The sequence below is a fragment of the Euzebya rosea genome (assembly GCF_003073135.1).
GTDB lineage: Bacteria > Actinomycetota > Nitriliruptoria > Euzebyales > Euzebyaceae > Euzebya > Euzebya rosea.
This window is the reverse complement of record NZ_PGDQ01000009.1, coordinates 55,294-69,487: the sequence shown is the minus strand read 5'-3', so window position 1 is coordinate 69,487 and position 14,194 is coordinate 55,294. Positions and strand designations below refer to the sequence as shown.

The window sequence follows — 14,194 nt, the reverse complement described above, 5'->3', positions numbered from 1 at the left end:
AACGGGGCTGCTGGGTAGAGACGGGGCCATGAGCGACGACTCCAGCTTCCTCCGTACCAGCATCCCCACGATCGCCGGCATGGCCGGCGCCATGGGCGCCCGATCGGCCATCAGCAAGGCCTACGCGTCACGACGCGGGACCGAGCCGCCGGTCGATCCCGGCGCCAAGGACGCCTCGTGGAGCTCGGCGATCACCTGGACGGCGATCATGGCGGCCGGAGCGGCCGTGGGCAGGCTGGTCGCCCGGTACGTCGCCGGCGAGCAGGTCGACAAGCACTTCGCCGGCCAGCGCGAGCTCGAGAAGGCCTGACCGCCGCAGCAGGTACCGTCCCGGCGATGGACATCGCCACCTTCCAGCAGCAGATGGTCGACCTCTACGGTGACCGCGACGCCGAGCGGGGGCTCGCCCGCACCTTCGCGTGGTTCACCGAGGAGGTCGGCGAGCTGTCCCGGGCCCTCTTCCGCGGCGACCACGACGAGCGGATGCACGAGTTCGCCGACGTCCTTGCGTGGCTGGCCTCGTTGGCGGCGCAGTCCGGCGTGGACCTGGCCGAGGCCGCGCAGCGCTACGCCGAGGGCTGCCCGCGGTGCGCCGCCTCCCCCTGCGCCTGCCAGCGGGGCTGACACGACCTCCGCGGCGGCGGATACGTCGGGGCCAGAAGTGGGAAGACCGTTCCCATGAGCCCAGATCCCGTCATCCCCGATCCCGTCATCCCCGATCCCGGCGAGCCGACCCCGGTGCCCGACCCGGGTGAGCCCACGCCGATCCCCGACCCCGGCGAACCGACCCCGGTGCCCGACCCGGGCCGGCCCGAACCGTTGCCCGAGCCGGGCGACCCCGATCCGGGACCGGACCCGCAGCCCGACCCGGGGCAGCCGCTGCGCTGAACGGCTGCCCCGGTCGGCCGGCGACGGGCGGCTCGCGTCAGTCCAGCAACGGCCTGACCTCGGACTCGAAGAAGTCCAGGGCCTTCTCCACGTCGTCGCCGATGGGGATCAACGACAGGTTGGTGTACCCGGCGTCGACGAACTGGCGGATGGTCTCGGCGTACGGCTCCGGGTCGGGCCCGTGCGGGATGGCCTCGCCGACCTGCTCGGGTGAGAGGTGGGCGGTCGCCGCGTCGAAGTTGACGGGGTTGGGCAGCTCGGCCATGACCTTCCACCCGGGCACGGCGAAGCGCATCCGTTCGTGCGCCAGGCGCAGCCCCTCCTCCTCGGTGGGCGCCCAGGCCAGGGGGATCTCCGACCACGTCGCCGTGGGATCCCCACCCAGGTCGTCCCAGCGCGACACCAGCGACGCGTCGGGGTCGACGGCCATGATGGCGTCCGCCCCGACGGCCTTCGCCACGCCGAGCGACTGCTCGCCGGACACGCCCACGCCCAGCCTGATCGGCGTCTCGGGCAGGTCGTAGATGCGTGCGTCCTCGGCGGTGAAGTGGCGGCCCCGGTAGGTGTGGAAGCCCCCCTCCCACACCCTGCGCATCAGCTCGCCGGCCTCGGTCAGCATGTCGTGACGCACGTCGACAGCAGGGAAGTGGTCACCGGTCACGTGTTCGTTGAGCCGTTCGCCGGCGCCGATGGTCAGCGTGAACGGCTTGCTGGACATGCTGGCGACGGTGGCGGCGGCGTGGGCGATGACGAGGGGGTGGTAGCGCCCGATGGGGCAGGTCAGTCCCGTTGCCATCTCCATGTCGGTGGCGGCGGCCACGGCCCCGAGCACCGTCCAGGCGAACGGCGAGTGGTCGTGCTCGGGCAGCCACGGGTGGATGTGGTCGGAGATGCACACGAACTCCAGCCCGCGTTCCTCCGCGACCTGCGCGTGTCGGACGAGGGTCCGTGCGTCGCGCAGCTCGCTCATCAGCTTCAGGCCGAAGCGGGTCACAGGCGCACCCCGTTCGCGACGTCGTGTCCAGGGTGTCCGGGGTGTGTCGATGTCGGGGTCGATGTCGGGGGTGTCCGGGTGTCGGTGATCATGGCGGCGCGTCCTTCCGGATGGCGGGTAACGGTCGAGGGGATCGGCTCGCCGACTGCGGTACCCCCGTGCTCGTCATCCGACTCGTGGCAACTGCCATCGTCCTGCCACTCCGTCGTCAGGAGGTCACTCCGGTGACATGTTCACTGCCCCGGAAGGGGCGTAGCGTCGGCACGGTCGACGACGACACCCCCCACCACCCGAACGGAGACGCGTCATGCCAGAACGCAGCAGCTACGACCACGGGACGCCCAGCTGGATCGACCTGATGACCCCCGACCCCGACGGCGCCAAGGCCTTCTACTGCGACCTGTTCGGCTGGACGGCGCAGGACATGGACGGCCCCGACGGGGAGTACATCTACACCAACCTGTCCAAGGACGGGAAGCTCGTGTGCGGCATGGGCCCGCTGACCGAGGACATGGGCGACATGCCCCCGGCGTGGACGTCCTACATCAACGTCGACGACGCCGAGCAGGTCGCCAAGGCGGTCGAGGCTGCCGGCGGACAGGTCCTGATGCCCGTCATGCAGGTCATGGACGAGGGCACGATGGCCCTGTTCACCGACCCCGCCGGCGCGGCGTTCGGGGTCTGGCAGCCCGCCAACCACAAGGGCGCGGCCATCGTGAACGAGCCCGACACCTACTCGTGGAACGAGCTGATGTCGCGGGACATCGACGCCTCCAAGGCGTTCTACAGCCAGGTGTTCGGCTGGGAGTACGACGCAATGGACATGGAGACCATGACCTACCACGTGGTCAAGGGCGGTCCCGAGGGCGAGGGCCTCGCCGGCCTGATGGCGATGCCCGAGGAGATCCCCGAGCAGGTGCCGTCGTACTGGGGCGTGTACTTCACCGTCGCCGACGCGGACGCCACGGTCGACCGGGTCAAGGCGCTCGGCGGGTCGGTGATGTTCGGCCCCGACGACACCCCGGTCGGGCGCCTGGCCGCGGTCGTCGACCCGCAGGGCGGCAACTTCTCCATCATGCAGCCGGCCCCGCAGGACGCGCAGGGCTGAGCGACCGGCGCTCCGGCAGAGCGGCCAGCCGGCCCGGCCTGGCCCGGCCCGGCCCGAACCGGCCCGACCCGGCCGGAACCGAAATGTGCAGCTCGGCCGGAGGACCGGCCGAGCTGCACTCGTGGGCTCACACGTTGTGCAGCTTGGCCGGGCGGCCGGCCGAGCTGCACAACGGCGGGGTGATCAGGTGAGGCGTTCCAGCGCCTGGCGCAGCGTCGACGGCAGCGGGGTGGTCCCGCCGACGAACCAGATGCGGTCGGCGTCGCTGACCAGCAGGTCACGGGCTGCCGGGGCGTTGTCCAACGAGTCGGGCTGCAGCAGCACCAGCACGCCGCCGGTGCGGGCCGCGACGGCACCGGCCGACAGGGCGTCGGGGAACGCCTCGCCGGTCACCACGTAGGCGGTGGCAGCAGACGCGCCGGCCTCGACCGCCCGTGCGGTCAGGGCTGCCGCGGTCGCGTACCGGGTGGCCCCGTCCGCCCGCGCCACCGTCGCGCCGCCGTCGCTGACCTGCTGCGCAACCGCCGCGGAGACCGCGGTCGTCCCACCGGCGATGATCACGTCGGCGCCGTCGAGCGCATCGGCCACGTCCTCGGGCAGGCTGCCCGCGTCGGTCAGCAGGATGGCGCGGTCGTCGGCTGCCGCGAACGGTCCGGCTGCCAGCGCGTCGGCGAACGATCCGGCGTTGGCCAGGACGAACCGATCGGTCACCTCCAGCTCCTCGGCGATCGCGAGGGCCGTTTCGTAGCGGGTGTCCCCGGCGACGCGGCTGGCCGACACCCCGATCAGCTCCAGCCGCGAGACCACGGCGTCACCGATGGCGGCGGTGCCGCCCAGCACGATGGCGCTCGTGGCGCCGAGCCGCACGATCTCGCGTTCGGTCGCGGCGGACAGCTGGCCCGAGTCGGTCAGCAGCAGGGGGGCGTCGTTGGCTGCGGCCAGCGGGGTCCCGGCCACGGCGTCGGCGAAGGCCCCTGCAGCAGCGAGGACGATCGTGTCGGCCCCGCCGGGGAACGCGTGGCGGCTGGCGGCCGCGGAGGTGGTCAGCCGGTCCGCACCGGCGATCCGGCCGGTGATCGTCCCCGACTCAACGACCTGGTGGAACGTCGGACGGTTGACCCAGCGCATCGACGGGGCCGCCACGACGCCTGCCGCACCCTGGACGATGTTGTCGCAGTCGGCCGGATAGACCCACTCCGCCGGTGTGGTCGACCCGAAGTGGTAGGCGTCGGGGAAACCACAGGGCGGTTCCTCCTCACCCTCGTAGGTGGTGGACAGCACGTCGATGGCGTCGGCGAGGGATCGCCACAGCACCTCGGCGCAGTCGGCCCGCGTACCGGTGCCACAGTAGGTACGGCTGCGCTCCTGGCGCATCGGCATGTCGAGCACCTGCCAGAAGTCCTTCTGCAGGAAGCGCATGCGACCGGAGTTGTAGGCCGAACCGATGCCGCCTCGGGGGTGGTCCTCCACGCCCTCGGGCCAGGTCTCCAGCGGCACCTCGTCGCCGAGGACCGCCTCGATCATCGGACGCACCCAGGCGTCGCCGATGCTGATGGCCACGGCGTGGTCGTAGACGCCGTCACGGTCGAGGTCGCGGCGGTGGCCACCGACGTCGACCCAGTCCTGCAGGATCCCCCGCATCGAGGACGCGAGCGCGGCATCGCCTCCCAGGACTGCCGGCGGCTCGGTGCCCATGATCTCCAGCGCCAGGGCGTAGATCTCCTGCGGGTTGAAGTCCACGGTGCCGGCGTCCTCGGCGATGTTGACCATGTCGCCGCGGGTCAGGGGCGTACCGGCGGCCATCGCGGCCTCCATCCGCACGGCGAGGTGCTCACGACGGTCGGTGGAGTGGTGCTTCCACGTGTCGTCCTGGGAGCGGAAGTCCTGGGCCTGCTTGTTGTTCCAGTTGGCGTAGAACCCCTCCTCGGGGTTGACGCTCTGCGGCTGACCCGATGGCTGGAGGAACTCGCCGGTCCACTGGTGACCGCGGCCGCCCCACGTCAGCAGGTCCGGGTCGATGTCGCCCGGACGGATGGGGCACAGGCAGGTGTGCCGGTAGGCGATGTCCTCGCCGTCGATGTAGAACCAGTTGAAGGTGAAGTCGATCCCGTCGAAGGCGCGGTTGAACGACTCGACGCCGTCGGTCATGAAGTCGGGGTCGTTGATGCGCATGAAGCCGATCGCCGACCCGAGCTCGTCCTTGAACGTGGACCGCTGCTCGGCGATGGCGACCGGTGTGCCGTCGGTGGTCAGCGCGCGGCCGACGATGGCCGCATCGTTCAGCTCGGGGATGCGTCCGAGCTCGAGGGTGAACACGATGCTGTCGACGACCGGCGGATCGGGGATGCCCCCGGCGGTGGGCTTGGCGACCTGGGTGTGGGTCAGCACGGGGATCTCCGCGCAGGTGCCGTCCCAGACGTAGCCGGTGGACTCGATCGTGGCCTCGCCACCGTCGGGGTCGCACAGCTCGATCGCCCACTCGTCGACGAGGTCGCCGGACGCGGACGTGGCCGACCAGGCGTAGTCGCCGCCGCGTCCGAGCTGGACGTAGATGTTGGTCCCGGCGAACGCGGTTCCGCGGGCGTCGAGGCCCGGTGCGTGGATGTCGGTCTCGACCAGCAGCTGCGGCGTGTAGTAGCCCGTCTGGGGGCCGAAGACGGCGATCGGCACACCCGAGTCGGTCACGTCGGCGGTCGCGAGGATCGCGTTGGACATGCCCAGCGGAGTGCGCAGGTCGATGGGGCCGAACGGGCCGTCGACGACGCCGAGGTTGACGTTGTCGGAGGTCGGCCAGCCGGACCGGGACTGGACGGTGCCGGGCACGCCGACGCCGCCGATGCCGCCCTCGAAGGCGGGGACGAACGAGCCGGGCTCCAGCAGCGCGGTGGTGGTCTCGTCCAGCGCCGTGGGGTTGTTGTAGGGGAAGGAGTCCTGGATCGTCAGCGACGCGTCGGGGTCGTTGGCCGCCTTGAGGTCATCGAAGATCACGCGACCCTCGGCCGCTCCGTGCTGGTCGACCAGGTCGGCCATGAACATGGAGTTGGCGGCTTCGTTGCCGCCGCCCTTGCCGAAGATGCCGCCGACGAGGGAGGCGATGGCGAGGATGTCGCGCAGGACGAAGTCCTCGGGGAGGATCTGCAGCGCGGGGTACTCACCGGGCAGCAGCGCCGGGTTGGTCCGGACGGCGGCCACGTAGTGGTTGACGCCCTCGATGTAGGCCGTGCCGTCGGCGCAGATCTGCACGCGTTCGGGGTCGCTGGAGTCGCACAGCGCCGCTTCCTGGGCGATGTAGTCGTCCTCGTCGTAGCCGGCGACCAGCAGCTGCCCGCGGTCCATGGCCTTGTTGGCCTCGCTGGCGCCCAGGAACTCGCTCATCCGGGCGTAGCCGATGTGGCGCAGCAGGTCCATGAGGAACAAGCGGTCCTCGGCGGTGGCGTAGCCGTTGGCGCACTGGGCCTGGGCGCGGTCGCTGGAGTGGATGTGGGGGACGCCGAAGGCGGTGTCGCGGAAGGCGATGACGTCGTCACCGCAGGCCGAGACGTCGATCTCGACGACCTCGCCGGCGGCGCCGAACGACCCGTCCTTGAAGAAGCGTTCGAGGTCCCCGTCGGTCACGCCGAGCAGCGGCTCGCCGTGGTCACCGTCGACCGGCAGGCCGCCCTCGTAGACCAGCGTCTCGTACATCGCGGTCTGGTCGTTGTAGTGCTCGGGCAGCTGGCCGGCCTGAGCGGCCAGGATCTCCAGGGTGTTGAGCACCCCGTCCGCGCCCGGCGGCATGATGTTGAGGAAGCCACCGGCGTCGCCGTTCTCCTGGAACCGCCCGTCGAGGGGCGGGTCGTCCTGGGCGTCGGCGGTGGGCGCCAGCAGGCTGGCGAGCAACGCCAGCGCAAGGACGACGGGAAGCGCGAGCACCACCGATCGGGGCGCGACGAGGTGGACGGGACTGCGGCGGCTCATCAAGGGCCCTCTTTCGGCTCAGAAGGTGGAGGTGTCTTCTACTTCACTCCGAGCACGAACGCCACCCCGCGCGGCTTACGCCGGGATGCGTTCCAGGACGGCGGCGAGCCCCTGGCCACCGCCGATGCACATGGTCTCCAGGCCGTAGCGCACCTCTCGACGCTGCATCTCGCGGACGAGCGTGGCCAGGATCCGTGCGCCGGTGGCACCGATGGGGTGGCCGAGGGAGATACCCGAGCCGTTGACGTTGGTGCGATCCCAGTCGGCGTCGGTGAACCCCCACTCGCTGGTCACGGCGAGCACCTGCGCGGCGAACGCCTCGTTCAGCTCGACGAGGTCCATGTCGGCCAGGGTCAGGCCTGCCCGGTCCAGCGCCCTGTCGGTGGCGGGGACGGGACCGAGCCCCATGTGGGAGGGGCGAACGCCGGCGACGGCCCAGCTGACGAGGCGGGCCAGCGGGCGCAGGCCCAGGCGCTCGGCCGTCTCGCGGGTGGTCACCAGGCAGACGGCGGCCCCGTCGTTCTGACCGGAGGCGTTGCCGGCGGTGACGGTGGCGTCGGGGTCCTGACGGCCCCTGATCGCCCGCAGCCCTGCGAGCTTCTCGACGGTGGAGCCTGGGCGGGGATGCTCGTCGGTGTCGACGACCAGGTCGTCGGACTTCCGCTGCGGCACGGCGACCGGGACGATCTCGTCGTCGAACCGACCGGCCTTCTGCGCGGCGACGGCACGGTCGTGGGAGCGGACCGCCAGCTCGTCCTGCGCCTCGCGGCTGATGGAGAAGTCGCGACGCAGGTTCTCGGCGGTCTCGATCATCCCGCCCTCGACGGGGTGGTACTGCCCACCGGCGGTCACCCGCCCGCGGGCCAGCCGGTCCTCGAACCCGGCCGGACGGCCCTTGAGTCCCCACCGGGCCCCGAGGACGTAGTGCTCGGCCTGGCTCATCGACTCGGCCCCGCCGGCGACGACGAGGTCGGCGACGCCGGTCTGGACCCGCATGGCGGCGTCGAGGACGGCCTGCAGGCCCGAGCCGCAGCGGCGGTCCAGCTGCAGGCCGGGCACCTCCACGGGGAAGCCGGCGTCGAGCGCCGCGACCCGCCCGATCGCGGGTGCCTCGCCGTTGGGGTAGCCCTGGCCGAGGATGACCTCGTCGACCTCGGCCGGGTCGATGCCGGTCCGCTCGACCAGCGCCCGGATCACGGTGCTGGCCAGGTCGGTGACGGGCACGTCGCGGAACATCCCGCCGTACCCCCCGACCGCCGTCCGGAGTGGTTCACAGATCACCGCGTCACGAAGCTCGCCCATGGGCCGCAGCGTAGCGCCCCTCCCATGGTCACGGCGTCGACGAGGGGCCCCGCCGTGGTCGGCGGGGCCCCGGTGGTTCGGCTGTGCGCTACCGGCAGGCGAACGGCACGTCGAACGCCTCGGTGCCGTCGGTCTTGCTGGCCGGGTTGGCCTGGTCGGCGGAGAAGCCGAGTCCCCGACGGGCGAACGTCGACCAGATCAGGCACTCGTTCTCGCCGCCGGTCAGCGCCGCGTCGGCGGCGATGATGGCGTTGCGGGCGTCGACGAAGCCGGGCTGGCAGACGGCCATCTTCATCCCGTCGACCGTCAGCTGGATGGCGAGGTTGTTCCCGCCGGTCTCCCAGCCGTCGTAGACGTTCGGGTTGAAGCCGTGCTCGTCGACCAGGTTCCAGTAGAGGTCCCACAGCATGGTCGCCCAGACGTAGCCGACCCCATGGGGCTCGGCGGCGGTCTTCACCCGATCGTAGGTCGTGGGGTTGACGGTCATGTCGGTGGAGTACGGGGTGATCCGGATGCCGGCGCCCGAACGGTTCTCCTGGTGCAGCACGTAGGTCCCGACGCCGCGCGGGGTCGCCCCGTCGTCGCCGTCGCGCATGGTCAGCACGTAGGACCAGTAGTCGCTCCAGCCCTCGCCCTGCCGCTCGTCGTGGGAGCCCAGGCAGCTCACGTTGCTCGGGCCGCCGACCAGCCGGTTGGACACGCCGTGCCCGTACTCGTGGGCGATGATGCCGGCGTCCAGGTCACCGTCGCGGGTCTCGTCGGTGTCGGGCCAGATGTACATCTGCATCCGGCCTGCACCACCGTCCGCCGGGGTGGCGAAGTTGGCGTTGTTCACGCCGCTGCCGTCCTGGGCCTGGGCCTCCACGGCGTCGCCGCCGACGCCCTGGCCGCTGTAGTTGGTGGCCTGGAAGTTGCCGGCGACCTCGGTGAAGCCGTACACGCCGGTGACGTCGTGCATGACGTTGTTCCAGTAGAAGAGGTTGTCCACGGCTGCGTCGCGGTAGGCCAGCGGGGTCAGGTCGTAGCGCTCCAGCGGGTGGTCGAAGTCCAGGCCGCTGCCCCCGTCGGGCTGGCTGAGCGGGTCGGGGATGTTGTCGGGCACGGTGTCGGCGTAGGCGTTGACGTTGTTGCCGCGGGTGATGGTGTACTCCGCGCCGGGCTGGCCGTCGGTGTCGTGCCAGCCGTGGGGCGACATGCGGGCGTCAGCGGGGTTCTCCACGACCTGGCGGGGACCGTCGTTGGGGTTCTCCATCGGCATGGGGAACACGTTGTAGGACGAGCCGTCGTCGGCCTGCTGCCGGGGCAGGATCGGGTCGATGAGGGCCGCCGCGGCGCCCGTGTCGTCCTGTCGCACGGTCCGGGCGGTGATGCCGTCCACGGTGTCCTCGGCGACACGGTCGTAGCTGGCCAGGACCTCGCCGGTCTCGGCGTCGATCGACAGGTTCCACCAGCTGGTGGCCGTCTCGACGTCGAGGTTCCACGCCAGGCGTGCCGCGTCGCTGGCGACCGCCTGGTAGACGAGCTCCGCACCGCTGGCCTGCGCCGGGTCGGCGTCGACGGCGAGCGCACCGGCGACCAGCGCCTCGTCGGCGGTGAGGGACTGCTCGCCGGTGGCGTTGTCGGCCACGTCGAGCACGAAGTGGTGACCGCTCAGCAGGACCTCGCCGTCCAGCACGTTGACGGTGGCCTCGGCGCCGAGGACGGGCAGGCCGTCGACGACCTGCCGCAGGTACACGTGCGTGACACCGTTGTGCTCGTCGGTGTAGGCGTCGGTGACGATGCTGTCGGCGACGTCGGCAGCCGACAGCTCGTCGGTGTCGCCCAGGTGGGTGCGGGCCAGCTCGACCTGTGCGCTCAGGTCAGCGGCGGCGGTGTCCTGTGCTCCGGCGGGCGAGAGCATCGCGGCCATGGCCAGCACCAGGCCGGCCGCCAGGAGGATGCGGATCTTCGACAAGGGGTCCCCAGTTCGTTCGGGTTGACGGGTGTGCGCCTCCTTTTGACGCGCCCGTCAGGAACTCCTGCACGAACCGGGGAACTACTTTCGGCAACCCTCTGGGCGACCGAGCCCCACATGTGTCGGCCGCTCGCGACGCCCTACATGTGGCGGCCGCCCGCGACCTCGATCGTGATGCCGGTGCAGTAGCTCGACAGGTCGCTGGCCAGGAACAGCGCCACCTTGGCGATCTCGTCGGGCTGCCCGGCGCGTCCCAGCGGGATGGCCTTCTCGGCGGCCTCGTAGGCCTCCTTGGGCATGGCGGCGGTCATCTCGGTCGCGATCAAACCGGGCTGGATGGCGTTGACGCGGATGTTGGCACGTGCGGCCTCACGGGCCACCGACTTGGTCATACCGACGATGCCGGCCTTCGCGGCGGCGTAGTTGGACTGGCCGAAGTTGCCGACCTTGCCCGAGATCGACGACATGTTGATCATCGACCCGCCCTCCCCCTGGTCCTTCATGCGGGCGAGCCCCTCCTTCAGCCCAAGCCAGGTGCCCTTCAGGTGGACGTCGATGACCTGCTCGAACTGGTCGAGGGTCATGTTCTTGAGGCTGGCGTCGCGGGTGATCCCGGCGTTGTTGACCAGCACGTCGACCCGGCCGAAGGCTTCGATGGTGTGCTCGAACATGCCGGTGACGTCGTCGGGGTCGGTCACGTTGGCGCGGACCCCGCTCGCCTCGCCCGACAGCGTTCCGGCCGCCTCGACCGCCGCGTCCTCGCGCATGTCGGCGATGACCACCTGTGCGCCCTCGTCGCTGAAGCGTTGGGCGATGGCCAGGCCGATGCCCTGTGCGCCGCCGGTGATCAGCGCAACTCGACCCTCGAGCAATCCCATGTCAGTCCGTCCTTGTTCGTCGGTGCAGCGTTAGGCTCACGGTAGATGCCTCTACAAGGAACATACGAGCCGAGTCCGGTCGAGTGGGTACGCAACCAGGTTGCGGAGTACGAGTCGTCGAAAGGGCGACGGGGCACGACGATGCGCGGGATGCCGGTCATCCTGCTGACCACCGTCGGGCGCACGTCGGGCAACCTCCGGAAGGCCCCGCTGATGCGGGTCTTCCACGACGGCGACTACGTCGCGGTGGCCTCCGTCGGCGGAGCCCCGGAACACCCAGCCTGGTACCACAACCTCGTGGCGAACCCGGCGTGCATGGTGCAGGACGGGCCGATCATCAGCGACCGCGTGGCCCGCGAGCTGGAGGGCGAGGAGCGCGAGGAGTGGTGGGCCCGTTGCGTCGAGGCCTTCCCCGACTACGCCGACTACGCGACGCGGACCGACCGGGTGATCCCGGTGCTGCTGCTGGAGCGCGACGACTGATGGCCAAGCCGTTCGCCTCCGAAGCCGACACCGCCGCCAAGGCGGAGGTGCTGGAGGTCATCGGCGACGGGGTCTACGCGCTGACCGCGGGCGGTGACCCCACCGTCGGGGCGATCGAGGGCGACGACTTCCTCGTCTGCATCGAGGCGCGGGCCACCCCGCACATGGCCGACAAGTGGTTGGCGAAGCTGCGCGAGCACACCGACAAACCCGTCCGTTACCTCGTGCTGACCCACTACCACGCGGTCCGCACGCTGGGCGCGGCAGCCTTCGACGCCGACGTGATCGTCGCGCACGACCTGACCCGGGCGCTGATCGCCGAGCGCGGACAGCAGGACTGGGCGTCGGAGGCCGGCCGGATGCCGCGGTTGTTCGAGGGCGCCGAGACCATCCCCGGGCTGACCTGGCCGGACGTCACCTTCAGCGACACGATGACCATCCCGCTGGGCGAGGCACGCGGGTCGCTCGAGCTGCGGTACTGCGGGCGTGGCCACACCGAGGGCGACCTGGTGGCGTGGTTGCCGTCGCAGCGCATCCTCTTCGCCGGCGACCTGGTGGAGTCGAAGGCGGCCCTGTACACGGGAGACGCCTTCCATGCCGACTGGTCGACGACGACGCTGGACGCGGTGGCCGACCTGGGTGCCTCGACGTTGGTGGGCGGTCGCGGCGAGGTCGCCCACGGCGAGGACGCCGTGGCGGGAGCCATCGAGCAGACCCGCGGCTTCCTGATGGTCATGCGTCGCGAGGTCGGTGCGGTCCACCGTGCCGGCGGCACCCTCCTCCAGGCCTTCGAGGCGGCCCACGCCGCCTTGTTCGAGGCGTACGGCCACTGGCCGATCTTCGAGCACTGCATGCCCTTCGACGTCGCCCGCCTGTGGGACGAGCTGAACGGGGTGGAGCGGCCCCGCATCTGGACGGCCGAGCGCGACCGCGAGGTGTGGGCGGAGCTCCAGGGGTGAGCTGATGGCCGGGCCCGTGGTGATCGCCGGCGGAGGTCCCGTCGGCATGACCACGGCGTTGCTGCTGGCCCGTCACGGTGTGGGCTCGGTGGTGCTGGAGGCCGAGCAGGAACCCACCCGCGTCGGGTCGAAGGCCATCTGCTTCCAGCGCGACGTGCTGGACGTCCTGCATCGTGTCGGCGTCGCCCGTGACGCGGTCGCGGAGGGCGTGACGTGGCGGACCGGCCGGACCTTCTACCGGGAGCACGAGCTCAAGGTCGTCGAGCTGCCGAGCACGCCGCTCGATGCGCTGCCGCCCTTCGTCAACCTCAGCCAGTCCGCGCTGGAGGGATACCTGCTGGACCGCATCGCCGCCGAACCGCTGGTCGACCTGCGGATGGGGTGTCGGGTCGTCGGACTGGCATCGGGGGTGCGGCCGCCCGGGGACGGGGTGGTCGTGACCGTCGACGTCGGGGGGCGGCCGGTCGAGGTCGAGGGTGGGTGGCTGATCGGCGCGGACGGGTCGCGCTCGACGGTCCGGCGGCTCGTGGGGGCGTCCTTCGACGGCGAGACGTGGGAGGAGCAGTTCCTCATCGCCGACATCGAGGCCGACCTGCCGTTCCCGGCCGAACGGCGCTTCCACTTCGACCCGGAGTGGAACCCGGGCCGGCAGGTCCTGGTCCACCAGCAGCCCCGCTCGATCTGGCGGATCGACTGGCAGGTGCCCGCGGACTTCTCCCTGGAGGAGGCACGGTCCTCCGGCGAGCTCGACCGGCGGATCCGACAGATCGTCGGCGAGGCGTCGTACCGGATCGACTGGGTCAGCGTGTACCGGTTCCATCAGCGGATCGCCGACCCGTGGCGGCGCGGGCGGGTGTTCCTGGCGGGCGACGCCGCCCACCTGATGTCGCCGTTCGGGGCGCGGGGCCTGAACTCGGGGATCCAGGACGCCGAGAACCTGGCGTGGAAGCTGGCGTTCGTCGAGCGGGGGTGGGCCGGGCCGGACCTGCTGGACAGCTACGCCGCCGAGCGGGTGCCAGCGGCGAGGGAGAACCTGCGGGTCACGGGCGACACGATGCGGTTCATCGCCCCGCGGACGGAGGAGGAGCGGCGGCATCGGGTGGCGACCCTCGACCGGGCCGTCACCGACCCGACGGCTCGCGCGCTGATCGACTCCGGGGTGCTGGCCGAACCGTTCTGGTACCTCGACTCACCGCTGACCACGGCGGCAGAGGTGGGCGACTTCCCCGTCGAGGCCGGGGTCGTGCGGCCGCCGGTCCCGGGTGTGCTGTGCCCCGACGGGCCAGTGGAGGGCGGTCGACTGCGCGAGCGGTTCGGCGACGGCATCGTGCTGCTGGCCTTCGGTGAGGCGGCGGTTCGGGCGTGCGCTCGGTGCGAGGAGGAGATGGACGCCGTGGGCCTCCCGATCACGGTCCTGGGGCTGGAGGCCGGATCGGCGGTGGGGCGGGCGCTGGAGGTGGACGGCGGCTGCGTCGTCGTGATCAGGCCGGACGGCCACATCGCCGCGCGCCTCCCCCTCCCCTGCCAGGGCGTGATCGACGCCGTCCGCCGCTGCCTCGGCCACCCCTGAGGTGTGTCGCCGAACCGGCCACCCGTCGTGGTTGGCCGACACAGGCGTTCCCGCGCGGTCCAGCACCCCTCGGGTGTGTCGCCGAACCGGCCACCCGTCGT

At 71.4% G+C, this 14,194-nt stretch carries 12 protein-coding genes; 7 read left to right on the top strand and 5 right to left on the bottom strand.

The features are described 5' to 3' along the window. Positions 1-28: 28 nt before the first annotated feature. Genes CUC05_RS13545 through CUC05_RS13535 form a run of 3 tightly spaced genes read left to right on the top strand, consistent with a single transcriptional unit; the run spans position 29 to position 888 of the window. Entirely contained in the window at positions 29-310 is a 282-nt protein-coding gene (locus CUC05_RS13545) for a DUF4235 domain-containing protein (protein WP_108666652.1), read from the top strand. Positions 311-336: 26 nt separating this feature from the next. Beyond that, complete coding sequence (locus tag CUC05_RS13540) at positions 337-624, top strand: MazG nucleotide pyrophosphohydrolase domain-containing protein (protein WP_108666651.1); 288 nt, start codon at positions 337-339, stop codon at positions 622-624. Between the two features lie 54 nt (positions 625-678). After that, entirely contained in the window at positions 679-888 is a 210-nt protein-coding gene (locus CUC05_RS13535; protein ID WP_108666650.1) for a hypothetical protein, read from the top strand. Positions 889-925: 37 nt separating this feature from the next. Here the strand turns inward: CUC05_RS13535 and CUC05_RS13530 are convergent, their stop codons facing one another. Further along, complete coding sequence (locus CUC05_RS13530; protein ID WP_108666649.1) at positions 926-1,882, bottom strand: TIGR03557 family F420-dependent LLM class oxidoreductase; 957 nt, start codon at positions 1,880-1,882, stop codon at positions 926-928. 307 nt (positions 1,883-2,189) lie between these two features. On the opposite strand from CUC05_RS13530, the gene CUC05_RS13525 reads away from it, so the two are divergent. Beyond that, entirely contained in the window at positions 2,190-2,990 is an 801-nt protein-coding gene (locus CUC05_RS13525) for a VOC family protein (RefSeq protein WP_108666648.1), read from the top strand. Between the two features lie 183 nt (positions 2,991-3,173). On the opposite strand, the gene CUC05_RS13520 is transcribed toward CUC05_RS13525, so the two are convergent. The 4 genes from CUC05_RS13520 to fabG all read right to left on the bottom strand — a co-directional run bounded on the left by CUC05_RS13520 (position 3,174) and on the right by fabG (position 11,081). Further along, the gene (locus tag CUC05_RS13520; RefSeq protein WP_157965536.1) at positions 3,174-6,947 is read right to left on the bottom strand and encodes a penicillin acylase family protein; all 3,774 of its coding nucleotides are present in this window, start codon (positions 6,945-6,947) and stop codon (positions 3,174-3,176) included. A 75-nt stretch (positions 6,948-7,022) separates the two neighbouring features. After that, on the bottom strand, positions 7,023-8,249 hold the full coding sequence (locus CUC05_RS13515; RefSeq protein WP_108666646.1) for an acetyl-CoA C-acetyltransferase: 1,227 nt from the start codon (positions 8,247-8,249) through the stop codon (positions 7,023-7,025). Between the two features lie 88 nt (positions 8,250-8,337). Next, positions 8,338-10,203, bottom strand: a complete 1,866-nt coding sequence (locus CUC05_RS13510) for a M36 family metallopeptidase (protein WP_108666645.1) — start codon at positions 10,201-10,203, stop codon at positions 8,338-8,340. 140 nt (positions 10,204-10,343) lie between these two features. Beyond that, positions 10,344-11,081 carry a 3-oxoacyl-ACP reductase FabG gene (gene fabG / locus CUC05_RS13505; protein WP_108666644.1) on the bottom strand — a complete coding sequence of 246 codons (738 nt, stop codon included), beginning with the start codon at positions 11,079-11,081 and terminating at the stop codon, positions 10,344-10,346. 45 nt (positions 11,082-11,126) lie between these two features. Here fabG and CUC05_RS13500 point away from each other — a divergent pair, with 45 nt between their 5' ends. Genes CUC05_RS13500 through CUC05_RS13490 form a run of 3 tightly spaced genes read left to right on the top strand, consistent with a single transcriptional unit; the run spans position 11,127 to position 14,093 of the window. Next, the gene (locus tag CUC05_RS13500; RefSeq protein ID WP_108666643.1) at positions 11,127-11,564 is read left to right on the top strand and encodes a nitroreductase family deazaflavin-dependent oxidoreductase; all 438 of its coding nucleotides are present in this window, start codon (positions 11,127-11,129) and stop codon (positions 11,562-11,564) included. Further along, complete coding sequence (locus CUC05_RS13495) at positions 11,561-12,523, top strand: MBL fold metallo-hydrolase (protein WP_108666771.1); 963 nt, start codon at positions 11,561-11,563, stop codon at positions 12,521-12,523. The genes CUC05_RS13500 and CUC05_RS13495 overlap by 4 nt, the downstream gene beginning before the upstream one ends. Positions 12,524-12,527: 4 nt before the next feature. Next, positions 12,528-14,093 carry an FAD-dependent monooxygenase gene (locus tag CUC05_RS13490; protein ID WP_108666642.1) on the top strand — a complete coding sequence of 522 codons (1,566 nt, stop codon included), beginning with the start codon at positions 12,528-12,530 and terminating at the stop codon, positions 14,091-14,093. Positions 14,094-14,194: the final 101 nt, after the last annotated feature.